At 57.9% G+C, this 22,845-nt stretch carries 30 protein-coding genes; 8 read left to right on the top strand and 22 right to left on the bottom strand.

Annotated features, from left to right (window positions below; translation table 11 throughout):
• Positions 1–16 precede the first annotated feature (16 nt).
• The 4 genes from A9762_RS04665 (at position 17) to A9762_RS04680 (ending at position 2,807) form a co-directional block, all read left to right on the top strand.
• The gene (locus tag A9762_RS04665; RefSeq protein WP_083253626.1) at positions 17–274 is read left to right on the top strand and encodes a helix-turn-helix transcriptional regulator; all 258 of its coding nucleotides are present in this window, start codon (positions 17–19) and stop codon (positions 272–274) included.
• Positions 267–1,658 carry a type II toxin-antitoxin system HipA family toxin gene (locus A9762_RS04670; protein WP_069340884.1) on the top strand — a complete coding sequence of 464 codons (1,392 nt, stop codon included), beginning with the start codon at positions 267–269 and terminating at the stop codon, positions 1,656–1,658. The genes A9762_RS04665 and A9762_RS04670 overlap by 8 nt, the downstream gene beginning before the upstream one ends.
• A complete protein-coding gene (locus tag A9762_RS04675) occupies positions 1,621–1,920 on the top strand; it encodes a hypothetical protein (RefSeq protein WP_139133084.1) in 300 nt (99 codons plus the stop codon). Before A9762_RS04670 ends, A9762_RS04675 begins: the two co-directional genes overlap by 38 nt.
• 389 nt (positions 1,921–2,309) lie before the next feature.
• Positions 2,310–2,807 carry a hypothetical protein gene (locus A9762_RS04680; protein ID WP_069340886.1) on the top strand — a complete coding sequence of 166 codons (498 nt, stop codon included), beginning with the start codon at positions 2,310–2,312 and terminating at the stop codon, positions 2,805–2,807.
• On the opposite strand, the gene A9762_RS04685 is transcribed toward A9762_RS04680, so the two are convergent.
• Genes A9762_RS04685 through A9762_RS04695 form a run of 3 tightly spaced genes read right to left on the bottom strand, consistent with a single transcriptional unit; the run spans position 2,791 to position 5,214 of the window.
• A complete protein-coding gene (locus tag A9762_RS04685; protein ID WP_069340887.1) occupies positions 2,791–3,468 on the bottom strand; it encodes a hypothetical protein in 678 nt (225 codons plus the stop codon). The genes A9762_RS04680 and A9762_RS04685 overlap by 17 nt on opposite strands.
• Positions 3,469–3,501: 33 nt before the next feature.
• Entirely contained in the window at positions 3,502–3,918 is a 417-nt protein-coding gene (locus A9762_RS04690) for a hypothetical protein (RefSeq protein WP_083253627.1), read from the bottom strand.
• Positions 3,919–3,954: 36 nt separating this feature from the next.
• Positions 3,955–5,214, bottom strand: coding sequence for a hypothetical protein (locus A9762_RS04695; RefSeq protein ID WP_069340888.1), 1,260 nt, complete (start codon positions 5,212–5,214; stop codon positions 3,955–3,957).
• Between the two features lie 138 nt (positions 5,215–5,352).
• Between A9762_RS04695 and A9762_RS27980 the strand changes: the two genes are divergently transcribed.
• Complete coding sequence (locus A9762_RS27980) at positions 5,353–6,033, top strand: A24 family peptidase (protein ID WP_139133085.1); 681 nt, start codon at positions 5,353–5,355, stop codon at positions 6,031–6,033.
• A 423-nt stretch (positions 6,034–6,456) separates the two neighbouring features.
• Here the strand turns inward: A9762_RS27980 and A9762_RS04710 are convergent, their stop codons facing one another.
• A complete protein-coding gene (locus tag A9762_RS04710) occupies positions 6,457–7,032 on the bottom strand; it encodes a hypothetical protein (RefSeq protein WP_139133086.1) in 576 nt (191 codons plus the stop codon).
• Between the two features lie 245 nt (positions 7,033–7,277).
• Between A9762_RS04710 and A9762_RS04715 the strand changes: the two genes are divergently transcribed.
• Complete coding sequence (locus A9762_RS04715) at positions 7,278–8,024, top strand: hypothetical protein (protein WP_139133087.1); 747 nt, start codon at positions 7,278–7,280, stop codon at positions 8,022–8,024.
• 241 nt (positions 8,025–8,265) lie between these two features.
• Here the strand turns inward: A9762_RS04715 and A9762_RS28430 are convergent, their stop codons facing one another.
• Positions 8,266–8,622: a hypothetical protein gene (locus A9762_RS28430; RefSeq protein ID WP_139133088.1), complete on the bottom strand. Its 357-nt coding sequence runs from the start codon at positions 8,620–8,622 to the stop codon at positions 8,266–8,268.
• A 58-nt stretch (positions 8,623–8,680) separates the two neighbouring features.
• On the opposite strand from A9762_RS28430, the gene A9762_RS04725 reads away from it, so the two are divergent.
• Both A9762_RS04725 and A9762_RS04730 read left to right on the top strand, forming a co-directional pair.
• Positions 8,681–8,968, top strand: a complete 288-nt coding sequence (locus A9762_RS04725; protein WP_139133089.1) for a hypothetical protein — start codon at positions 8,681–8,683, stop codon at positions 8,966–8,968.
• 68 nt (positions 8,969–9,036) lie between these two features.
• Positions 9,037–9,936 (top strand): DUF6685 family protein, encoded by a 900-nt coding sequence (locus A9762_RS04730; protein ID WP_139133090.1) that lies wholly within the window; start codon positions 9,037–9,039, stop codon positions 9,934–9,936.
• On the opposite strand, the gene A9762_RS04735 is transcribed toward A9762_RS04730, so the two are convergent.
• From A9762_RS04735 to A9762_RS04825, 17 genes are all read right to left on the bottom strand, one after another.
• Positions 9,926–10,288: a hypothetical protein gene (locus A9762_RS04735; protein ID WP_139133091.1), complete on the bottom strand. Its 363-nt coding sequence runs from the start codon at positions 10,286–10,288 to the stop codon at positions 9,926–9,928. The genes A9762_RS04730 and A9762_RS04735 overlap by 11 nt on opposite strands.
• 118 nt (positions 10,289–10,406) lie before the next feature.
• On the bottom strand, positions 10,407–10,700 hold the full coding sequence (locus A9762_RS04740) for a hypothetical protein (protein ID WP_069340895.1): 294 nt from the start codon (positions 10,698–10,700) through the stop codon (positions 10,407–10,409).
• Positions 10,697–11,779 (bottom strand): hypothetical protein, encoded by a 1,083-nt coding sequence (locus A9762_RS04745; protein WP_139133092.1) that lies wholly within the window; start codon positions 11,777–11,779, stop codon positions 10,697–10,699. Before A9762_RS04745 ends, A9762_RS04740 begins: the two co-directional genes overlap by 4 nt.
• 780 nt (positions 11,780–12,559) lie before the next feature.
• Positions 12,560–12,901 carry a DUF4031 domain-containing protein gene (locus A9762_RS04755; RefSeq protein WP_083253631.1) on the bottom strand — a complete coding sequence of 114 codons (342 nt, stop codon included), beginning with the start codon at positions 12,899–12,901 and terminating at the stop codon, positions 12,560–12,562.
• The gene (locus tag A9762_RS04760; RefSeq protein WP_240493448.1) at positions 12,898–13,311 is read right to left on the bottom strand and encodes a hypothetical protein; all 414 of its coding nucleotides are present in this window, start codon (positions 13,309–13,311) and stop codon (positions 12,898–12,900) included. The genes A9762_RS04755 and A9762_RS04760 overlap by 4 nt, the downstream gene beginning before the upstream one ends.
• Positions 13,308–15,203: a DNA cytosine methyltransferase gene (locus A9762_RS04765; RefSeq protein WP_069340898.1), complete on the bottom strand. Its 1,896-nt coding sequence runs from the start codon at positions 15,201–15,203 to the stop codon at positions 13,308–13,310. The genes A9762_RS04760 and A9762_RS04765 overlap by 4 nt, the downstream gene beginning before the upstream one ends.
• On the bottom strand, positions 15,200–16,471 hold the full coding sequence (locus tag A9762_RS29075; protein ID WP_069340899.1) for a hypothetical protein: 1,272 nt from the start codon (positions 16,469–16,471) through the stop codon (positions 15,200–15,202). The genes A9762_RS04765 and A9762_RS29075 overlap by 4 nt, the downstream gene beginning before the upstream one ends.
• A complete protein-coding gene (locus tag A9762_RS04775; protein ID WP_069340900.1) occupies positions 16,464–16,727 on the bottom strand; it encodes a hypothetical protein in 264 nt (87 codons plus the stop codon). Before A9762_RS04775 ends, A9762_RS29075 begins: the two co-directional genes overlap by 8 nt.
• Positions 16,724–17,374 (bottom strand): hypothetical protein, encoded by a 651-nt coding sequence (locus A9762_RS04780; RefSeq protein WP_206093553.1) that lies wholly within the window; start codon positions 17,372–17,374, stop codon positions 16,724–16,726. The genes A9762_RS04775 and A9762_RS04780 overlap by 4 nt, the downstream gene beginning before the upstream one ends.
• A complete protein-coding gene (locus A9762_RS04785; protein ID WP_069340901.1) occupies positions 17,355–18,263 on the bottom strand; it encodes a recombination-associated protein RdgC in 909 nt (302 codons plus the stop codon). The genes A9762_RS04780 and A9762_RS04785 overlap by 20 nt, the downstream gene beginning before the upstream one ends.
• Positions 18,264–18,358: 95 nt before the next feature.
• Positions 18,359–19,366, bottom strand: a complete 1,008-nt coding sequence (locus A9762_RS04790) for a hypothetical protein (RefSeq protein ID WP_069340902.1) — start codon at positions 19,364–19,366, stop codon at positions 18,359–18,361.
• A 676-nt stretch (positions 19,367–20,042) separates the two neighbouring features.
• A complete protein-coding gene (locus tag A9762_RS28435; RefSeq protein WP_139133093.1) occupies positions 20,043–20,393 on the bottom strand; it encodes a hypothetical protein in 351 nt (116 codons plus the stop codon).
• 371 nt (positions 20,394–20,764) lie between these two features.
• Complete coding sequence (locus tag A9762_RS04805; protein ID WP_069340905.1) at positions 20,765–21,142, bottom strand: hypothetical protein; 378 nt, start codon at positions 21,140–21,142, stop codon at positions 20,765–20,767.
• A gap of 13 nt (positions 21,143–21,155) precedes the next feature.
• Positions 21,156–21,428, bottom strand: coding sequence for a hypothetical protein (locus tag A9762_RS04810; protein ID WP_069340906.1), 273 nt, complete (start codon positions 21,426–21,428; stop codon positions 21,156–21,158).
• A gap of 14 nt (positions 21,429–21,442) precedes the next feature.
• Complete coding sequence (locus A9762_RS04815) at positions 21,443–21,706, bottom strand: hypothetical protein (RefSeq protein WP_069340907.1); 264 nt, start codon at positions 21,704–21,706, stop codon at positions 21,443–21,445.
• A gap of 116 nt (positions 21,707–21,822) precedes the next feature.
• Positions 21,823–22,059 carry a hypothetical protein gene (locus A9762_RS04820; protein ID WP_069340908.1) on the bottom strand — a complete coding sequence of 79 codons (237 nt, stop codon included), beginning with the start codon at positions 22,057–22,059 and terminating at the stop codon, positions 21,823–21,825.
• Between the two features lie 16 nt (positions 22,060–22,075).
• Positions 22,076–22,306: a hypothetical protein gene (locus A9762_RS04825; RefSeq protein ID WP_139133094.1), complete on the bottom strand. Its 231-nt coding sequence runs from the start codon at positions 22,304–22,306 to the stop codon at positions 22,076–22,078.
• Between the last annotated feature and the right edge of the window lie 539 nt (positions 22,307–22,845).

The following is a 22,845-nucleotide window of genomic DNA, read 5'->3' on the forward strand; positions in this document are numbered from 1 at the left end:
CTGAGAAAAGTTAATTATGTCGTACATTCCAACATCCGTCATTCCAGCTCAGTTCGGCGAGAGCTTTCGACGCGAGCGCGCACACCGTCAATTGACGCAGGCGCAATTGGCCAAGAAGGCGGGGGTGACGCGGCAGACGATTCTCCAAATCGAGAAGGGTGAGAACGTTGGTATTCACGCAATCCTGCGTGCGCTGGCGGCTTTGAACATGGGGCTTCGCATCGACACGGCCAGGATCAACTACGACGACGTGGGGAGCATCGGCGATGAGTAACGATAAGATCAAGCAGCTGGAAGTGGTAACCCCGCAGGGGCTGTCAGGGAACCTGGTCAAAGAATCCACTTTCGTGTTCAACTACACTGGGCATGAGCGAGCACAAGAGGTATCGCTGATCATGCCGATGCGAGCCGCGAGCTATACCGATGGCGCGCTTATGCCGGTGTTCGCGATGAATAGACCCGAAGGCTATCTGCTGGATAAGCTCAGGGAACGGTTCGGGAAGCACATGGATCTCGACGACATGCGCTTGCTCGCGATCACCGGCGGGAACCAAATCGGACGATTGCGCTATCAAGAGCCAGGGCGTGCGCGTGACAAGATGCGCGCGGAGGTCGGCCTCGATACGTTGCTTTCCTCGGGGGCAAGTGAAGAACTCTTCGAGTACCTCGTGAACCAGTATCTGACTTCCGGCATCTCTGGGTTTCAGCCAAAGGTGATGATTCCTGATGCGGATTCGGTCTCTGGGAAAGAGCACAGGGGGGTGGGAAGCCGAGAAGAGCAGACTCGTTCTCCTATCGTGGAAAAGACGACGTCGTTTACCCCGGATCTCATCGTCAAGGCTGCGGGCGACGACTATGAATTCTTGGCGCAAAACGAGTTTCTGTGCATGAGTGCAGCAGACAGGGCAGGGATACGTGTCCCCGATTTCTGGCTTTCCGATGACGGATCGTTGTTTGTCATGCGTCGCTTCGATTTGGAGGGCGCGGAACAGCGACAGCTTGGTTTTGAAGATATGGCCGTGCTTTTGAGGAAGACGGCGGACGACAAATACAAGAGCTCCTACGAGACCGTTGGTCAGCAGCTGGCCATCCTTTGCGAAGACAATCGGACCGAGAGTCTCGCTAGGTACTTTGAGTATGTTGCCCTATCGATGATGGTGCGAAATGGCGATGCGCACCTGAAGAATTTCGGAGTTGTCTACGATTTCCCAGGCGGACGCACCCCAGAACTCGCCCCACTCTACGATGTAGTGACGACAAGCGTTTACGAGCACCGAGATCCGCAATCCGGACGGGTGCTGTCCGATCGCACGCCCGCTCTGAAGATGTCCAAGGAAAGGGTGTACCCCGACAGAAAGACTCTTTTGAACTTCGGTCGCACCATTTGTGGAGTGGCAAAACCTGAGGAAGTGGTAGATCGGATTGCGACCTCGATGGAGGAGGTGTTGAAGGAGCAGAGCCAACGGGTCGACGACGGATTTTTTAAAAAGCTCAAGGGGGAATGGGACGTCGGCATGCACTCCGTTGCCGCGCCAAAGATCTACGCCCCGAGGAGGACCCTCAAAAGCACTGCCGGAGAGTGGGCCGGAATAAGTGGTGACAACTGGAGGAGCGCGACACATGAACCGACATATCTACAGAGCGTATTACGCTTATGACGGACCGACTGCGGCAGCGCCGCAGCGCGAGGAGAAGTCAGCTGAGGAAGTGTCGCGCATGCTGCAATTGCTGGCCGATCAGCTCAGTCACGTATTCGGGGAGACCGCGATCGTTGACGTCGGGCTGATCGTTCGCGATGAGCGCGGGTTCCTGTCTCGCCGCTTCACAATCGACACTTCTATGCCCGCTTCGACGTGTCACGACGTGGTCGCCCCGTGCTTGGACGCATTGGATCTCTATGGCGACAGACTCTCTCAATAGCGATTGCGCTGATTCGGGGCGGCGAAGCACGGTGCCTGATGACTGCGCGTCAACGTCGCCTCAGAAGTTGCGCCACCTGGTTCACGCAATATCCCCATCGCTTTCGAAAGAAGACGCCGATTTGCTACTGAACGCGGCGGCGGAAATTGAGGGAAGCGAAGAGGCTTACGGGGTCCTGGTCGACACGGTCCGTGATTTGCGCCTTAAATTGAAAAGGACCGAGGCGAATCTGAGATCTGCCTTAGCGCTCGTCCCAAGAAAACGCCTCTGAAGCGTCTATGACCGGGGCTGTCACGCCATTTTGCGAAGCGAGCAAGCGCGTTTGACCTGTTGACCTGAGTTCGCGGGGCCGCATAATGTGCGGCTCACACAACAACAATCGACGACACATGGAATTCTCGGGGATCCTCTCAAGCCTCGCAAAGGCACTATCGGCTCTCGGAGCCAAGCTCAAGGCAGAGCCCAAGGCGCGCAGTGGCGATGGTTCTGGAATCGCCGTGGTTTCCGGCTTCCAGAACAAGACGGAGGTAAATGTCACCAACAACATTGGCCCGACTTCTCCAACGCCAAAGGCGCTTCCTCCAAAATGGCGCGTGGAAGTGACCGGCTATTCGAGCACAGAGCAAGAGCTCAGTTTCGCGCTAAAAAATGTGGGGGCACAGGCATCGTCCGTCGAGATTATCAGTGACGCCGACGTTCTCATATTTGAGTGCGGCACGATCGGGCCGGACGGGGCGCGAACGTTCAAACACCAATGGCCAGGGCAGGCGCTCCCGACGACTCTTCACTGGACGATCCGCTGGAGCGACGCCGTCGGTGCATCCGCGCGCTGCGCCATCACGGGAACGCGCACGACGTCCGGATGGACGTTCACCACTTGGCCTTGAACGCCGACTGATCCTGGCTTGGCGGTGTGGCGTCGCCTTCCTGCGTCATCATCGCCGCATGCGTTCTTGGACGGCGTACCCTCAAATTGCTGAAACAGAAGCCAAATACGGCAATAAGGGAGGCGATTCCTCCAGCGATGAACAGTCGGTGCGACGAGGCCCGTAAGCGTCCAATTTCCCGCATTTCCGGCACAACGTTGTAAATCGGTAGGCGGTCACACGGAATCGCTGCAGACGGCGATAGCCGTTGCATCGGTTTATCTTGGGCGACTGGCCACAACACATTTGCGGATCGCAGAACAGCCTCCGCCGATGCGCGGCTACCGACGTCAGTGGTGGTAGGCTCGCACACGGATGATTGGGAAAAACTCAGCTTGATGGAGCTGAGTAGGAGGCCCGTCTCGTTGAGGGACGCTTTAGTCGAAACCGCATTCTGTAATGCGAACAGGGCGATACCGATTTGCAGCGCAAGTAGCGCCAGCACATGGGCGGTGTCTCGAGCAATCGATACCCAGTTTCGGGGAGTCCGGTTTTTCAGTGGACGAGATCGGAACGAGAAGACGTACGGCGAAACCGTCACTAAGAGACCGGCTAGAACCACATATTTCGCAGTAAAGCCCAGCAGAGGGGCGGCTTCGACTAGGTCGCTTAGAAAAATCATGGCCAGCTTCTCGATGGAGTTGAACAGGGATGGTTACTTAAGTAGACCGGTTCGGACCTCGCTGGATGATGCCGAGTAGGTGGCCTTGCTCACGATTTCCTTCTGGTTGAACAGAATCGTCAGCTGCTTCTTATCGACATCGGAACCACCCGCCAGCATGCCCACGACAGGGATGAACGTGATGGGCTTCGCCGAATTAGAGGCGAACGTATACGTCCAGATTTCGAGCCCGGAGTCGGTGAACGAAACGCTCTCAGCGGCGCCGAGATAGGCTACAACATCGGCTTTCGATGTGCGGCCTTTGACGATCTTCTGGTCGATCTCCGCTTGCGTCGCGGTTCGAAGCACTTGATTGCCTGCGCTCGCACAGCCCCCAAGAGCAACGCCACACAGGGCGGCCGCGAGGAATGCACGAGCGAACTTGGATCCGGCGATACGGGTAATGATCATGGTGTCCTCCTTTGGACGGCGGTCGATTCAATACGGTCAGGGCGAGGGGCTCTCGTCGACGTTCGACGTTGGTTCGGGCGATGTGAGCTCGGTCGCGCTTAGACGCGAAAGCACTGTTTGCTTCACGTCATGGCGCTCTTCGTGCTTCTTGACCGTGCCCTTACCGATGTAGGTTTTACCGACTTCCAGATCCGTGGGGCGCGACGCTACCCAAGTAAACTTGTTTCCAGAAAGGTCGCTAAAAATGTGCAAGCAGCGTTCGCCGAAATATCCGTCGAGAGGGATCTTCTTCTCGAGCTGAAGCGTGAATTCGGAGCGCTGACTTACCGTACCCTGGTACTCCGAGTTCCGGCTGCGATCGCGAGCGGGCTGGACGACTTCGTTGATGTATTTGCGAACGACAAAGGCAGCCAGCCCGATCTGCTTTTCCGACACGCGATCAAACCGGCAGGTTGCCCACATATTCGCGTCGAAGTCCTGCATGGTGTTCTGTTCGGCCAGCGCCCGATAGAATTCGCGTGCGTGCTCGAGTGCCGAGGTTGCGGTTTGCACGTCGACGGGCTCGAGGCATGCCATCGCTGCAGGATCGTCGGGATCCTGCAGTTTGCTGAGCGCATCAAGGGCACACTTGGCCGTCGACTCGGTCGGACTCGCGCCGTTCTCCCGATTCGCGGAAGCTTGGGCGGACGAAACCCAGCCGTCCTTACGTATGCACTGCGAGACCAGCGCGAGAAATGGCAGAGTTGGAAACCCGGGACCTTGCATGCGCCCCCCCGCTTCGGGCTCCTCGCCGATCATGGCGTCGATCAAGGCGGCAAACTCCGTATACATCGACGTCGCTGCGAGCGCGTGCTCGACGCGGTGGCCGGTGAATTCTTCAACGCAAGTGCTCCCCACATGTTTGACGTCACCAGAAGGATCGGCCAGAAGGTACGTTTGGGTGCGACGCTTCTGCGTAGAGCAATGATCGCAGCTGGGCTCGCACTGGAGATAGCGAGTGGGGATGGCATACCCGGGCGCGGCGAAATACTGGGCATCCTTGTGGTTTAGCGAGGCCATCACCGTGTAGTCACCGAGGGCGAACGCCGTCCCCTTCAACGTAACCCGCACCGTGCGCAGATGAACCCCATATCCCTCGGATCGATCTTCAAGAAATGTGTGTCCGTATTCGCCGACCTGCAACGAAAACGGTTGAACGCCGTGTTTCTCGGCACGTCTGTTAAGGCGTTTGAGGTTCTCCCGAAGCTCCGGCAGGCGATTCGCCGCGATTACTGCTTCGACCTCACTCGGTGCCATTGTTCGGACAGTGTGCTCTCGCTCCGACATAACATCGCCCCTGAACTGATGATATTTGATTGATTTTCGCAAATTGTACTATTCTCAAACGAAATTGCGCTGCTATGGTTGCAAAAAAATATATTTATTCAGTCAAATATGAATTGGATTGCGGTGTTTTTCGGCGGATTTCTTGGGGTCGCTGTGATGTTTTCCAGCGTGCACCTAAAGCACCGATTGGCGTCACGCTATGCTCTGGAGCGGTCAAGCTCGCCTACGTTGCGCATCGTGTCTATTACTATCGGCGTGATTGTTTGCTGTGCCATCACACCGATTCTGTATGCGCGATTAGGAGCAAACCCGAGATTCGCCGTGTCGCTCGTCGCTTGCGCGATGCTGATATGTGCGGCAATTGTCGACGCTGAGCTCAAGTTGCTACCGGACGTCATTACACTTCCGCTCGCGTGCCTCGCGCTTCTGGCCAACTATCTATTTGCGTTTCAGCCAATGCTCCAAGTCGTCTTGGGGGCGGCAGTCGGATGGGGCGTCGTTGAAGTGCCCAATGCCGTGACGCGAATGATGGGGAAGCAGGATTGCATTGGGAGAGGGGATGCGAAATTGATGGCGGCGGTCGGCGGACTGCTTGGCGCTACGCCAGTGATAACGATTATGCTTGTCAGCTGCGTGGCAATTTTGCCCATGGCTCTGCTGTTCCGACGAGCTGAAAATGGCGGGCGGTTTGTTCCCTTTGGCCCCGCGCTTTGCCTGGCCGCAGTGCTCTCGATATGCGTGTGGCCGTTTGATCTGCTTGATTGGGTGCCGTTGCCTTTGGCACGATGAGAAAAGTGATTACGATTACTTGGAAGGAATACAAGACATACGCAGAGGCGATGGATTGTCAAAACTGCCTCTACCTTCACGAATGGAACGGCGAGCCCTTCTATTGGGGTCACACGACGACGTTCTTCGGAGGCAACGCTAGGCTATCGCCCATGGGAAAAAGGAGGGCGCCGCGATATGCTGCCAGCTACCGGCATTGGGTCGAAGGGGCGCTTCGCCACGGGGCGCGGTTGTTCATCGGGGTTCCGGATGAAAACAGTCTTTCGCGCCTTGCGGACATTGAGCGGTACTTAATCATCCGCTTTCGCAGCAGTGAAAACTTGAAGGTACGTCGCCCGGAGGATGACTCTGGGCTAGATTCCATGACTCACGTCGGATGCGTGCCCGACGTGTTAAGAGGCTGACGAGCGAATGTCTTCGAGCTCAACCCAGCTCAAAATCCGCGTGAGCGTGACTCGAGGGCTCTTGCATGGGGGCAGTCGGACCAGCGCTGAGGGCTGACAATTTGTCCCGCAGATCTTCGAGGTCCTGACGATCGAGGTCAGACGGGGTACCTGCCAGTTGGAAGTCGAGATATGCGCCCATCGCTTGCCGTTCATTCACGGTCAAAGTGTCGGGCGCTTGAGCAACAAGGCGCTCGTCGAAGGCCACCAGGTCGAATTGGTATTGGAACTGCGACAGGTACTCCATAGCATCTGCGGCACGATGAGCCGACACCATTGCGGGGAACCGTCCGGCGTCATGGTCGTATGCCCCAACAGTGATGCCGATCGATCGCAAGAAGTCGGCTTCTGTTTGGGCCACGTAGATGCTGCCGTACCGCTTGTGATCCACGACGGAAGCTTCGACAGACGAAACACCCGGCCGCTCGTCCACGGGTTGCGTAGAACGACGAACTTCCGATGCAGGAAATTCGCTATTGAGTAAGGCCAGCGTTCGCGCCAGTGACTGTGCGGTTGCGGCCTCTTTGCTGTTTGCATCATCGTGGAGGTGCGGCATGAGCGAAATCCTCTGGAGAACTATTCGGTGGATCGACTGCTGTATCGCAGGATCGCATAAACGCGATAATAAGGCAAAAATCACGATAATGGAGATTCTTTGCACTCAAGCGATTCATAAAAATAACTGTTTTTGATCTCTGGGCTATAATGACTTCGAAAATGTGCGATTTGTCTCAATTTGTGAGCATTTGGGATCCCGAACTGAGAATGCCCGGTGCCCACACATTTACCTCGGAGGTCAAAATGGTTCTTCGTAAAAGCGTGCGTGCCGTCGGCGCAGCTGTTTGTGCAACGATGTTTTTTGCGAGCAGTGTTGTCCACGCGATCGACTCGAAGCGGTATGTTGTCGAATTGAAATGGTTCGATGGTGTGGTGCAGGAATCTCAAGTCTCTCTTCTTGGTCCCGAGGATCAGCTTGCTGTCCTCCGCACGGGAGAGTCCAAAACGTACGTCGCGGGCGTGGACAGCACTGGTGGCACTGTCGGAATACGCACGGGAGAAATGTTCCTGGGCCGAACTGTAAGCGTTGTGCCCAGCGACCGCCTTGGGGCAGGTGAGGTTCTTCTGCACCTGTCGGTGGCAAACAACAAGCTCAAGTCCATTCGCACGGTGCAGGTGAGCGGCGTGAACATGCAGATACCGGAATTGCTGAGAGACGTCTACGAAGCGCAGGTTGTGGTTCCCTTAGGGCAAGAGGTATCGATCCCTCGGAGCGACTCAAAGTCGCTCAAGATCGTCGTTCGTTTGGCACCGACCACCTCTGACATCCATACGGAGGACGTTACGAACGCTAAGGACCCGCACCAGACCTTCCGCACCACGGGTGAAAAGGTTGTGGGCGGCCCCTTAGTGATCAGCAAATCCTCGGAGGCATTGGCGCCAGGGGTCATTCAAGCGCACGGCGCGTGCGACGTCGGTTTACTTCATGCGGGATTCGGCGGGGAGATTGCTCGCGTGCACAGCGCGGCTCGGTGCAGAGAATCGCTATGAGTAATGCGGCGGTTGAAGCAATCAAGTTTGCGGTCGGCACCGATTCCGGAATCGAGTTCCTTCGGTGCTGGCTGCATGGCGATTTTGGCGCTATTCGGCGCGAATGGCCGGAAGCGCCTTCGTGTGTGTTTGCCGGGGCTGAGCCGAATTTTGTCTCGGAATCCGGGACGAAGGAGCTACAGCCAGAATGACAGTAGCATTGTGGATCGGGTTCGCCAGTCTGTTGGTGATGGCGGTGTTTCTACACGCCAACGCCCTTCCCGAGTTTAGGGGCGGCATTGTTATGGCGGATGCTCTCGATAAATGGGAGGACAGCGCAGAACGCGCTCCTCAAGTAATTGAGCGTGCGCGGGCGCGGGGAAAACACGTTCAGGCAAACAGAATCGAATCCGCCCTCAAGAGAGGGATGTTTGTTGAGGAGCTTCTGCAGCACGTCGAAGATGTGCTGTTCCGATGCGACACTACTCACCCAAGGCTCGCGGCACGCCTCCGCGCTGCATACGGAGTCGGAGGCGAGGTCGCTATATGCAATCGGCCGAACAACGAGGCTATGCAGATCGGGCAATTGTCGATGCGACGGGGCGGTGGTGGAAATCATTGACATCTGGTACTGACTCGCGGTCGATTCCGACTAATTTCAGGCGAACCCAAATATCATGACGCAAAACAACTGGATGGAAATGCACATGGTCAAACCAGGATCAGGAATGTCGTTGTTCCTCGCAGACGAAAAGCCGTTCGTCGCAGTGGGCGCTGGACGCCAGCAAGCGCTCGAGGCAGATGTGCAACGGCTGAAAGAAGTGGTCGCGAGCGTTCAACGCAAGTTCGACGCAGGGTCGGACGCTGTGACAGCAGAGCTTCTTGCCGCACGCCAGCGCGAGCTCATCAATGCTCAGGACGAGCTTGCAAAGATCTTAGAAGAGAGATCTCGCGCCTTCGCATGACCTAGTTCCGGAATTTCAAGCTCCGGAATGACGGATTGATGTACGCATACCGTTCAAGCCACCTGACCATGAGTATTCTGTCCTTCATTAAGGAACAATTCGGCCACCCGGCACGCCTCGTCACACTCCTTTCGGAGCGCTCTTACGCGCAACGTGCGTCACTATCCTCCTCAGAATCAATAGACGCCGAAGAGATCCCTCAGTGGCATCGGTTTGGCCACCCAGACTTGAACGACTGGAACGCTGGCGCGCCGGAACGAATCATGGGTTGGCGCCAGAGCGGCGGATATTACGAAAGCTTTACGGCTTTGGTGCCTGGCCTGCAAGAGATTGGTACGGTAGAAGTCTTCGATGGCTGGGAGTGCGATATTAGCCAGGTGGAGGGTTTGGGGGCTTCGAAGAGCCCTCTCTCCGACTATCGCGATATGGATCGCTTCATAGAAGCCCGGAGCCCCGAGCTGGTTCGGGAGATCTCGCACGACCAGTTACGAAAGAACCTGGCGCATCGGGAGATCAGGATTCTTCATGGGCGTCCCACGAGCGACCATTTTGCGCACTACGCGTGGGACGGGAGGATCTGGTTGAAGAATACAGGAGGGTCACACCATTTCGCTGCGGCGCGCTACATTGCCAAACGACTCGATGTGCGTGTCCCGCTAATGGGGAGGTTGCGGAAGTACGGCATTAACCCATCGGCAGTGCACGAGCTGGTAGAGCATTTTGAAGTGTTTGTTGTGCCGGATGACGCGGAGTTTTCCGTGGCATTTTCCGACGCGATGCGCTACGCGGGAATCACCTGGCTGTGGGCCCCTATGCCGCGACCGTGTCAATCGGAAAGGGCGATTTTTTTGCCTCGTACTGAGCGTCGATCACGCAAAGCCGCAGAGTTGCTCAGGGAAGCAGGAATGCCGGACTTGGGCGCGCATCTAATCGGCGTGGCCCGCTATCCACGCACCCTTAGCACATGATCGGCGTCTCGATCGCGTCAATCTTTGCGAGTCGATCTCGGATCATCGCCTTCACGGCAGGCTTCGCGGCGTCATAGCTGACACCAAACTCGTGGGCATACATGACCACTGCTGTCAGGTAATCCCCGTATTCAATGGCATATGCGGTTGCCTGCCCGGATTCAAGTTCGCTTGGCGTGCACATGCCTCGGTAAACGTCGCAGGCGAGATCACGCGCGTGCTCCGTCTGCAGGAATCGTGCGCACGGCAGTCCGACAAATACCGCGATCAATCCGCCTACGGCAGTACCGACGACACCCAAGCCAGGGGTAACCAGCGCCCCCAAGGCCGGAATCGTTATCGCCGAGGCCATCGAGCTGACGTAAAGCAGGCCAAGGCCCCCACGCCCCCGATCAGACCTCAACCTCAACACGAGGTCCTCGGAGAGTAGGGCGTCTAGGATACGATCAGCAACGCGCGAAGCGACCATCTCACCGGCCCTTAGGGGGAAGGACGCGCAACCGCTCAAGCAAGTCGGCGTATATTGCGTTCGGCGTTCGCCACTTCATGCCTTCGTGGCCGGACGTCCAAACGCTGACGCCGTGAAACGCGAGTCTGTCGGCAATAGCTGCGGTGGTTTGATCGTCGAAGCCCTCAAGCGAAAGCGATGTCCAGCCAAGCGCAATGGCAATATCCACGATGGATTCCACGTCATCGGTGTGAATGCCGACCGAAACGATGTGTTCCGCAGTGAGCTCGCGGATTTTTCGATCCGGCTCGGTCATTTCGCGCGCTGCTGATGCTTAAAAAGTGTCTTTGCCGCTTTTGCCGCGTAACGTGCACCGCGCTCGGCGAACACTGTGGCGCCATCGGCTCCTCGCTCAACCTTGCCGGGAGCGGCAGCGGCCGAGGCCCATGCGAGGGCGAGGGCCGATTCGATCTGGGCGACGGATACATCGGGGCGATCCGATAGCTCCGTGACGATTGCACGCAGACGCTCCGTTTCCGTCCTTTCCGCAAAAAGGTCAGCGCCTGCCGTGGCCAATGCTGTATCAAGTTCTGCGCATCGCGTCTCGGCGCGTGTCGCGCGCGCGGATTCGGACTCAACTTGTCGGGCCTGGGCGGCACAACGCGCCTCGAGCTCGACCAGCTCGATGTCTTTCTTTGACTCGCGGTCCCTGGCTGCCGAGAGCAGCGCGCGTAGATCGGCGCATTCCGCTTGAGAAGCCTTGAGCGATTGCCGCTCCACGTCGACTTGCAACGACACACGCCGCACTTCGTCAGTAAGGCTGTCTCGATGCTCCTCCAGCCGCTTCACTTCCGTGGCGCACGTTGCCTTGAGGTTGGCCAACTCAAAGTCCACCTTGCTCCGCAGGGCACGCTCCTCGCCAATGCGCTCACGTAGATCCTTGAGCTCTGCAGACGCTCTACTAAGCGCGGCGTTCAGCTCTTCGCATCGTGTCAATGCAGCGTTCCGCGCTGTGTCGGCCGCCTGTACTGAGCGTTCGGCGTCCGTTCGAAGAAGCCGTGCTGCTTCCGTTGCGCGGTCGGCCTCTGCCACAACATGTGCGCGCTCATCTTCAAATTCAGCGCGACAAATGGTCATGAGGTCTTCGCGCAGACGCAGGAACAGGTCGACGGCGTCCTTCGGGATACCCGGGAGCTCGGAGGTCTGCTGCGTCCGCTCACCGACGGTTACCCAGCACTTCTTGACAACCTCGTTGATCAAGGTCCGATCGCGCCGTCCATGCCCGCTCGCTTCCAGCCAGGCGTTGACTTTGTCGACGGTCGGAGGGGTGCCCGTCGCAAGGACGGCCCAAAAGCCTTGCGTTGCAAGCAAAGTCGATTCATCTTTTCGTTTCACAGAACGGGCTCCGGTATTCGGCGACAGTAATTTTAATCGGTTCGACCTCGTCTTACGAAGTCCGGGGGCTGGGAGAATCTGAGGCGCAGGTACCGATCGGCCGGATTACACCTGTCTCACGGGTTTCGCAAAAGCGCATACACGCCAGCCTCCCGACGGCGGACAGTCCAAATAGAGCCGGAGGAGCTCCCCGCGAACCGTACGGATCTCCTGAAATGCCGAAAATCCCGCTTCGCTTGTGACGTTCACAGAGCCTAGTTTTCGGCTCCCCGGGTGGCATTTCGCAAGAAACGCGTCCACGGCACTTGCGGCGGTAGGCCGCACAGGCTTGAAATCCGTTGTTGAAGTCATTTTTATGCTTCCCCGAGATCGACGGTCGGTGCCACGAGAGGTTCTCCGTTCTGGTGGCGCCGCGCAGCATCTCGCAAATCCAAGATGGTAAAAAAGTCAGCGAAGGTCATAACGGCGCGAATCCTAGCGTCATGTCTCATTCGTGCCGCCAAGACACGCGGAAGGCCACAAAGAAGTTGGGCTAGCAGAGAGTCTCCGGCGTGCCCCAAATAAACGTGCGCGAAGCGATTGCAGCTACGGGCATGCTCAATGGCTTCCGCGCGCGTCTCCACGGTCACGGTTTTTACAGGCGGCAAATGGATCCAATCGAGTGGTACAGACAGATCAAGCCAGGCGTGGCCACTTCGCTCCGGCAAGATGCAACCGGCGAGCTCCAGCAGAACGAATGCCTCTTCCTCTTCGATGACTCGATACATGCGAGCTCCGGGATCAAGGATGATCGGTCGCTACGTCAACGACAATTTCAGCTAGCGGGATGGTGAGCGTGCTACCACCGTCCCGATCGATGGCGAGCTGTGCGGCTCGCCTCGCTCTGATAACCGCGACGACACCTTTCCGCGTCACCTCCACGGCGCCGAGCTTGACGGCGATCGCGCGCTTGCTCATGCAGATGTCGTAGTGGCTATGCGGTGTATCAGATTTCTGATGCCACCGACGGGCCACGCCAATGCGAGACGCCATTTCGTGAAGCTCCTCGTCTGAGTCCGCGAGCATGTGGCACATGAGCATCCGACCATAAGGGGCCCGCATGTCGTCGACGTAGACCGTCATCCCAGGCCTTCCGCTTTCTCAACCGCGTCCATTTCGTCGGCTGTGACATACGTGGTTCGCTTCGTTCCGGGAACCATGACGCACAGCTTGCCCTTCCGTGGTCCGGACTTGGCCTCGCGAAAAACCGCGCCACTCACCTCCATGACATCGCGCCGGGTGCCATCGCCAAGCCAACCGGCGACATACAACATAAAATTCGCGGGAAGAGGTTCAAGCTTCTTAAGTGCAATCTTGCCGAACGTTTGGTTTGCAAAAATGTCGTCCATAGTTGTCTCCTTTAACGATCCTTTGCGCGCATGCCGAGCGCTAGCCGTGCAACGCAGTGGGACATCACCATCGAAGTCACGCCTTTTGATGGCGTTGTGTTCATCGACGCGCAGTACTTCAGCCATGACCGGGAGGGTGGTCATGCGGCGGCCATTTCCTTGCGTTCACTGGAGGTCCATGCCGCCATTTCTGGAACGTTCGCGCGCACCAGCGCAGCCGCCATGGGGGGGCTTACGCTATTGCCGCACATTCGCACCTGAGCGTGCTTTGCGAGTCGCTTGCCGTTGAGAACCGGCGCGATCACGTACGACGCGGGGAAGCCCTGCGCCGCGTACAGCTCATGCGGTTCAAGCATGCGCATGCCGATGTCTGCGATCTGGTATTGCTCGCCAGCCACTGTGACCAGGCCGAGTCGATCCTTCGTCGGGATGGTATGCATCGGATCGCGGCAGCTTTGATCTTGACCGCCTTCGCTGTAGTACTTCACGAGAAACGCTCGCACGGCACCTACATGGCCGCCATCAGTTGGGAGTTTCTGCATTGGCTGACGCGCGTCATGGCCGAACTGGTTGTTGCGCAACTTGACCAAGTGAGATGAAACGACAGCATGGTGACCGCCGGTAGCGATAGTAGACAGAGGGGCGGATGCCTCTGAACCCGCGTGCCCCGTAGTGTTTGTCATCACGCTGGCCGTCACCAGCGCATGGTGATCGGTGGTCGTGATCGTGCTGGCGGGATCTCGCGGGCTGACGCCAGGGCCGTCGTAGTTCCCGCCGTAGTGCTTTGCGAGGAAGGCCGACACGAGCGCATGCTTCGCGCCGCCCGCAACGACTGTGCCCAGTGGCTTATCAAGGCCAGGCGCGCGCGGTGCTTGGCCGGGACGCTCGCCGTAACCTGTCTGGACGAGCGTGGCCGATGCGAGCGCGAAATGCCCCCCCTTGACCTCTGCGCATTGGGTGCGTAGCGGTTCGTCTGCTGGCCACGATCGTTGCGTCGACGCGTTGGCGCATTCGGTCAATACCGGAACGACCAGCCCGAGTGCATGGGCAGCGCCTGCCGGGTTTTCCTTTGGCCCTGCGGTGATGGTTGGTACTGGCTCGCGAAGATCAGAGCCCGTCGAGCCCGTGCGGAATTTCGTCAGGTGCGGCGAGACGAGCCCAAATCGCGTCGCACCGGCCATGACGGTGTCCAGCGGACGGTCGATAGACTGCCCCACGCTGTTCTGCTGGAACTTCACGATGAACGGATCGGCCGCATTGATCACATAACGGCGGACGCCGCGCGCAATGCGGCGCATCGTGGCTACTGCGAGCTCCTTCTTGCGCTCGAAGATCGACGGGCACGGGATAGACCAGTCGATGCACTCGGCGGCGGTGCGCCACGGCTTGCGCAATCCGGCCACGACCGCCGCGCTGCCCGGAGCGCCGTGCGTCGGCTCGGGCCAGACGATGGCCTTACCGTCGCAACGCGCGATCAGAAACAGGCGTTTCCGGATCGTCGGCGCGCCATAGTCGCAGGCGCGCAGCTCGCGGTGCTCGGCTGAGTAGCCCATAGCTTCCAATTGGCGAACGAACGAGCGGAACGTGTCGCCCTTACGCTTGGGGCACGGCGAGCCGTCGGCGAGCACCGGACCCCACGTGCGGAACTCTTCGACGTTCTCGAGCATGATGACGCGCGGGCGCACGACAGCAGCCCAGCGCATCGCCACCCACGCCAGCCCGCGAATCTTCTTGTCGCGCGGCTTGCCGCCCTTTGCCTTGCTGAAATGCTTGCAGTCCGGCGAGAACCACGCGAGGCCCACCGGCCGACCGCGTGTCAACGCGAGTGGGTCCACATCCCATACAGATTCGCAATGGTGCTCAGTCTGCGGATGGTTGATCGCGTGCATGGCGACTGCTTCAGGATCGTGGTTGATAGCATGGTCAACGTGTCGGCCCAGCGCGAGTTCAATGCCACAGCTCGCACCACCACCGCCAGCGAAGTTGTCGATGATTAACTCGGGCTGAATGTCGAGAAGGAATTGATCACGGATCACGACGCATCTCCCTTCGCCTGATTGGCGGCAATGACGGCGTCCTCTGCTGCGGCAATCCGCATGTGGAACTCGTGAAAGTCACCGCCTGAATCCATGTGACGCATCAGTTCGCCGTACTCTCTCGCGATGGCTCGCAGGCCCGCCACCTCTTTCGTTTCCCCGCCATCCGCCGACGGCGCGTCGCGGATGAGCAGCTTTCGGAACTCGTCGGTGAGGGCGACTCGCAATGCCTTGCGCGTATCCGAACTGGGGCGCTCATGGTATTCATCGACCAGCGCCAGCATGGACTTAGCGAGTGCGATATGGTCTCGCTCATCCCCGCCCACCTTCGCGGTAACCGGATGCGTGTAGAACGGCTGGCCGTCCGCGAAATCGCAATTCAACAGTCCCGGTTTCCAACGCATATCATTGCGCTCGCTATCCCACCAACACACCGGTTCGCCGTCCTTCGCGGGAGACGTGAGGGCGTACCCGTTGAGTGTCGCGTATACCTGACGCAGCATCGGGATTGCAAAACCTAGAACACGACGTGCGTCCGCGATAGTGGCCGCGCGTTCCCGCGTTTTTGCAAGTAGGTGGTCAGATGCGGTTTGGGCCTTCCCGCTTTCGATTGGCTCCAGCATCTGGATGACACCGATGAGGCGAGACAATGTTTCATCATCCAAGTCCACCTGCTGCGCATCTGCGGCGCGCTCCTTGGCCGCGTCAGCAAGTCCACGCGCATATCCCTTTTCTTCCTCGCGGCGCAGTGCCGTTGCATGGTTGCACTCTTGTCGCGCAATCTCGCGGTGAAGCTCAGTGTCTTCGTTGTTGTAGTCGGTCATGCGGTTTTCCATTGCCCGATACTCTGCAATGTCGATGGTGCAGGCAGGAGACTGCATTTCGGTTCTGCCGAAGTGAAGCGCGGCTGATTCGCGGTCGTCAAAAGTCTCGCCGCAGTGGAAACAGCACCACTCCGGGGCACGCTCGCTGCCATTCACGGGCGAGGCGTAGACGATGCGACGCTCCTTGTCGGCGAAGTGCGGCCAATCTTGCTCGCGCACATCGAACCACTTTCCCGGCGCATCCAGCACCTGATAAATCGCCTCTTGCCCTGCGCTCTGTGCGGCTGGCGTGGGGGCGGCGGCGAGAGTAATGTCCCACACCTCTTGCTCGTCTTTGCTGCGAACCCGTGCGCACTTCATCGCCTCGGCGGTAACTTCGTCCAGCTTTTTCGGCACGAGCTGATACCGGTTCGCATCAAACGTCATGGTCTTGATGTCAGGCACTCTGGTTCTCCTCTTTCGGCTTCGTCGGTTCGCCGCAGAACGGACAAAAGCTGGCGATCATGGTGATTTCCTTGCCGCGCGTGTATCCCTTGGCGTTGCCGGTGAGCTTGAAGCGTGTGTAGAGGCAGGTTTCGAGCGCATTTCCGCGCACGGCAAGTGCTGCCGCCGTGCATGTGGCTTTGATGTCGGCCCCAAGCTCTGCGGAGAACTTCTCTTCGATGCGCTTCTCCGTCGTGCTGATGCAATCGCAGTTCATGGGGTCACCTTCTCTTTGCTCGCCTTGAGCGCGGCCTTGTAGCTGGCCTTGGCATCCTTCTTCGTCGAGCACCAACCGCCTTGGACGTCGCGCGTCCAGAAATCGAAATTTCGGAACATGCGGTACTCGGTGATCCAGATGAGTCGGCCGCTATCGTCCCGGCGCAGATCGTTGCGCGATTCGAATTCGGGGAGTCGGCCACCACAAAGAAACTCGCCAAACGAATCGCCGAGGCACCCGTCGGCGTCCAAGAACTCGTCGTAGCGCGAGCGCTTAGGAGGCTTCGGCGGCTCGGGCAGCGCATCGAAGGCAGTGGTCCAGCCTGAGCCAGTTACGTCAAACCACGGATCTCCGCCGGTTATCTGGCTTGCGGGGTGCTCGCGCATCATCCCTGCGCGAACAAGTGCCATCAGATCGCTGTAATCGTGATGACCGGGACCGGCGACGAAGTGGTTCCGATAGGACTTGTCGCCGCGAATGCGGATGCCAAGAGCGTGCTGCAGAATTCCAAGCTGACTCCTCGTTGGCTCGAAGCCGAGGTCAGAGTCGCCTGGACAGCCGGTTCCGGCTTTCGCACAGTTGAGCTCGACGAAAAGGCTGGGGTGAGCGCTCATCTGTCTTGCCCCATCAAGCGGCTGCGCGATCATCGGAGCGTTCGCCACCGGTAGCATCGATGACATCTTTCAAGAGGTTCGCCAACTCTCCTGTCATCAACTTGAAGTCGGCGTCGAACCGCTCAGCTTCACCGTCAGCAGGGTCCGCAGCGTCCTTGAGGATGTCAAGGGGTGTGATGCGTTTGATCGTGAAGTCTTCGCTCAAGACGAAAGAGATCCGATCGTTCCACGTCATCGCCAACTTTGTGCTGCGCTTTCCTTCCTCGATGTGCTTCCTGACATCGTCGCCGTCAAGAGGATGGTGCACATATCGGACCGCAGCTTTTTCGTTCGTGTTGGAGCGAAGTTCAACATCCTGGTCGATTGAAAAGCCGGAAGGAGCTTCGTTCGCCGACAACCACGATGTCATGACGGCAACCGGGCTCTCATTCAGCTCCACGTTCAGTAGAGGGATATCCGTGGTCTTCAGTAGGGTGCTTCGAACCTGGTCTGCGACACTCAAAGACGACGAGTCGATCAAGAGAAAGTGGTTTTCGAGGTCGAGCCAGACTCGGATATCACGATGAATCCCGAATGCCCGGGGAAGCAGCTCATCGGTGACCTGTTCCTTGAGCTCTCGCATCTGCTTACGCCCCGGCTTAAAGCCCTGTTGCTCCTCAAGCTCCTCAGCCTTCGCGCGTACAAACTGGGCAATTACGCTACCTGGAAGGAGCTTCTTCTCCGTACGCAATGTCAGGAGCACGTGCTTCTGAACGCGGTGCGCCAGAGGCCCGCCCTTGATGCTGGGAACCCAGCCTGAAGCCTCCATCTCAAGGCCCGCCGCCCCACGAAAGGCATGCTTCTCAAGCATCTCTTCGAGAGCTGCTTCTGTCGTTGTCCAAGATGCACCGACACGGGTGAGCTGAAGATTCTTAAACCACATGTGACTCTCCTATGAGTGACCAAACACTCCCCGGAAAAAGACGGGCGCCGTACGGGCCGCCCCAAGTGAGCGCGGGGAAGCGCAGGTCAAAACAGTTACGCTTCAATTTCGGCCTGAGCGGCGACTGCTGCGCGATCGCGATCGCGCTCCGCTTGACGTTGCTTTGCCTCGTCGATCTCGGAGCCTGCTTTCAGCAATTTGAGAACGAGGGCGGCGTCGATCTCGACCTTGCGGCCTTTAAGCTGATCGTCGGAAAGGTTCTCGATTTCCGCGAGCTGACGACGGGTCGATTTGTCGAGTGAGGACGAGAACGTCTCGATCGAGGAGAGCGCGCCAAAAACGATCTTTTTCGGCAGCGCTCGGCCATTGATCGACGCTGCAGTCACCTTCGCTTTACCCGCTGCGTCAGCACTTTGCACGCCGCGCGAAAGGACTTCGTAAGCGTCGTCTCCGTGCTTCGCGACGATGTCCATCGCAAAGTGCGACTTGATGAGATCGTCAAAAATCATCTTGTGGATACGCGGGTCAGCATCTGCAAGATTGAGCAAAGTGCGCACGCTCACGACACTGCGTTTAAAGCGCTCTGCGATCTCTTCCACAGACCATGCACGACCGTATACGCCGTCCCGAAAGTTCCGGAAGGCGAGGCCGTACTCGAGGGGGCTGGGGTTTTTCGCCTGACCAGCAGTGAGCATCCGGATCTGAATCTCTTCCACGCTCTCGAACTTCTTGACGAGCACGTCAACCAGGAAGCGGTCGTCGATGACTCCCTCGCGTTCCAACTGATTCAACGCGGTCACGGAGCAGTTGCCGTCGACCACAGTGATAACGTCGTCAGCGTCGACGTCGACCTCGATGTCGTGAACGCACAGCGAACGCTGCTTCTTAAGTTGCAAGCTGCCGTGGCGGTGGCCAGGCTCCGTCGATACTTCCAAATCGTCGGCGAATTGCCTGGCCAGGCTCGCTTTGATGTTCGCGACGTGTTGCCGGTTTTCGACGCTGTCCTTGTAGCGAATGTTGTCCGCACGGACCTTGAGCATCCCCAAGGGCACACGGAAGCGGTCGACCTTCTTGATATCGCCGTTTGCGGCAAGTGCTTTCATTGACATATTTCGCTCCAAATTCCTCGGATTAGTCTACTACCGTCTTTATGCGTTGCAAATTCATTTATTTTTTTGCTACCAACGCACTCGAACTTTAGCCGCGCCTTCCGGCTGAGTCAAGATAAATATACGTGCGTATACGCGTATTTATTTGCTTTCTTTGGGATAAACGAGTGATAACGTCATTTATCACTTGCGATTCGCATGAGCGAAAAGATATGAACGGGCTCGGGCTTGGGTACGCGCCCAAAGCCGACCAGGCGGGCGTGGTTTGGATGTCGTGATTCGAGTTAGATCACCAGGTCGTCCGTGCGAACGTTCGGACTCTGCTCACTTGGGTCAACCGCGCAACAGTACAAGTGCCAGGTGTGGCCTTCGATATCGTTGGTGTCTTCCCCGTCGAAGTCTCGAACCAATAGTTGCCGCATGTCGGACGCCTCTTGCATCGAGGCCAAGCCCACGTAACCGGGGCGGGCTCGCTTCCCCATCAGGGGGATGAGTTCAACTAAGTCCATGCCCGCATGTATTCTCATCACGGCTCCTCTTTTGATCTATCAGTGATAAGTTGGATTGTGCAGTAGCACTTGCGCCTCAACGCCGAGAGCCGTAGGGCGCCAGTCGCAATAACTCTGGCGCCATAAGAGAGCTGTCACGTATCCCATTCCGATATTCCGTTTCAGCCGTCGCTCGGTCTGCCTTGTTTAAGCCATTCGTGAATGGCTTGTCGAATGACGGTACAAGCCCAGTCATATCCGGCTCCAGGTCCACTCCACTTCGGATTAGGTGGGGGAAACAGCGTTTCGCCCAGCTCTTCGATATCTAGCTCCCACAGTCCACCATAGGCCCCTGCGTCCGTCACGCGCCGTTTCAGCTCGTCAAAGTCAGAAACGGCGGCTGAGACACGTCCACGTGCAATATCCTCCACAATCTCCGCCTTCGCGCGCACTATTGCACGCTCTGCAAACGCCCGTTGCTCGATTGACCAAGCGCTGGATAGTCCAGAGTAACTCCAGTCCTCTTTCTGCATGCAGTCAGCGGTTCCGTTCGTTGCGTTCGATTTCACAATGCACCGCCTTTGCGAGCCCTACGCTCGCGGTGACAGCTACGGCGGCCCAGCACAACCACCGAAGCTCGATAGACCAGGAAAACGTGTACGAAGCCAGCAACCCAGCCGCTGCGATGGCGATTAAACCGGCCCATAGGTGCAATCCTTCGCGTTGGACTTGAATTGCCACATATAGAATCGCCAACGCGGAGATAATTTTCAGAATCACAGTGCCGACCACGTTTGAGTTCCTTTCTTTTTTTCCCGAGTTCAATCGTCAGTCAGATCAAACAACGCTGAGAAACTCGAGGGGGAGCTCGCCCAATGTACCGTAGGCGCGAAATGGCGAAGCTTCATTGGATCGTGACGGAATTTACGTTACCGTTTCCGTTGCTCGACTGCTTGATGGAGATGCCCCCCCCAGGTTCTGTGCCGGTGATTGAAACTGCGCTCGTCTTGTTATCTCCACTGGTAGTCTGGGTAACATGCACTGCGGCCCCTTCGGGGCGTCTAACCGATACGGCGCCATCATCTGATTGAATTACTGTGACCGTTGACGCCCCGCCGCCGAGCTCTACGCTATTATGGTTTCCCTTCCCCTCTTTGGATTGGACGATAGTGATCGCGGCCGCATCGGAAGACGTTGTCTTTTTAGCCTCTGCGCTTGCCTCGGGCTGGGATTGCTGGCATCCGGCGAGCACCAATACCGCTACGAGCAGAATCTTGTTCATATTCGCGTTTTTCCTAGTCTTTCGGTGTAATGCCGCGCCGACGCAGTTCCGCATCAATTGCCGCAAGCTGTCGCTTGTTCACCGCACGCCACTCGGCGCTCGTCATCCACCCGCGTGACCAAACCTTTTCACGCCACTCGGGGTTCTCCCACGCGCCGACCCGCTGTACGTTGCCCTCACCGAACTCGGCCAGCGGCACGCGCCGGTATCTATCGTTCCAAACATAAACCGCACCACTTAGCGTCACAGCACCACCAACCAGTACGAGCCATCCTAACAAGGTCATCCGTATTCCTTGCGTTACGCAGCGCGCACGGCCAACTGCTCTTGGTAGATCGCCGCGCCTAACGCGGTGAATGTCATTGCCGGACGGCCGCAATCCTCGGCGATCATCACGAGCCCCTTGCGGGCCAGCCCCTTCGCGGCACGCGAATCTCCCTCGTCGAGCGGCAACGTAGACCCTTCTTTCGGATCAGGGTAGACATGCTCGATGATCGACTCAAACAGGGCGAACTCGCCGGGTGACAGCTTTACGGACTTCGTCTGCGTGACTGAGATATTCATGACGCATTCTTCCGGAGGTTTGTAACTTCCGCTCGTCCTTCACCAATAGCGGGTTCGTGCCGTCTGCGGTTTTCTTCGCGCTATTACTTTTACCCATACGTGGGTATTCGCTCGACTCAGTACAGAGCCCAGCCTCGGGCAGCGTCCGCAGTTTTTTCGTTGATCCGTTGGTGCTCGGCGTCGCCGACGGAGGCATCGACTTCAATCTCGATCCCCAAACGGGCCTGATAGAAGATCATGAATTCGGCCAGCGCCTCTGCCACACTTTCGCCCTTACCCACCAGCGGACTACCAGGCATATCTACAGGGTCCACCTCGAAGTGCGCTCCTCGCTTACTTATCTTGACTTTCATTGGTGTGCGTCCCTATTCATCCGTTGCCGCGCGATTTAACACGATCAATAATATCGATCGCCTTTGCCCACGTCGCCTCCATGTCAAACTGCATTCGCTGCAATGCCTCACTCCAGCCGGGCCAACGCATCAGATCAACGGTACCCCATTTGTTCCGCTCCGAAGCGGACCATTCGGCAAGTGCTCCGCGCTCATCCGCGTTGAGCTTGTCCAGTAGCGACCCGGTATCACCCGACTGAACCAACATGGCGTGGTGCGCTCTTCTCTTCATCATTTCCAGATTAGTTGACGATCGCGGCGGCAACTCCGTATGCCCATTTCGCAATGTAGTCTGAGTGTCCCAACGCAGCACGCTCAGCGCGCTCCACGTCGTCAAGGGAAGGAGCGGGCCTACCCAGCTTCTGGGCCTGGAAGATAGCTTCACGCAGAACAGCGTCACGCTCAGCCGAAATCCATTCTTCTGTGGACCGGCCCATCCTCTTTGAGGCCTCGCGCAACAATGCGTCGTAGATGCCCCGGGCAGGCTCTCGTGTGGGTCTGAGATGGTCCATATTGCTCCTAGTGTGGTGCCGTAGATGGTCTAAGTCGCGCAGCGCGCGGCGACAAGCATCGCGCATCCGCTCCAAGGTTTCCCAGTCCCCCTTTCGCTCGATTCTTCCCGCAATCTCGCGCAACATCCCCGGCAGTCGGTCCGGGTGATCAATTTCCCTCCGAGCAGCCAAGCACAACGTGAAAAGCCGCCACACCATCAATCCGAGCGCGAGACAAATCAATGCCAACGCGATT

Source organism: Pandoraea sp. ISTKB, from assembly GCF_001721285.1.
Lineage (GTDB): Bacteria > Pseudomonadota > Gammaproteobacteria > Burkholderiales > Burkholderiaceae > Pandoraea > Pandoraea capi.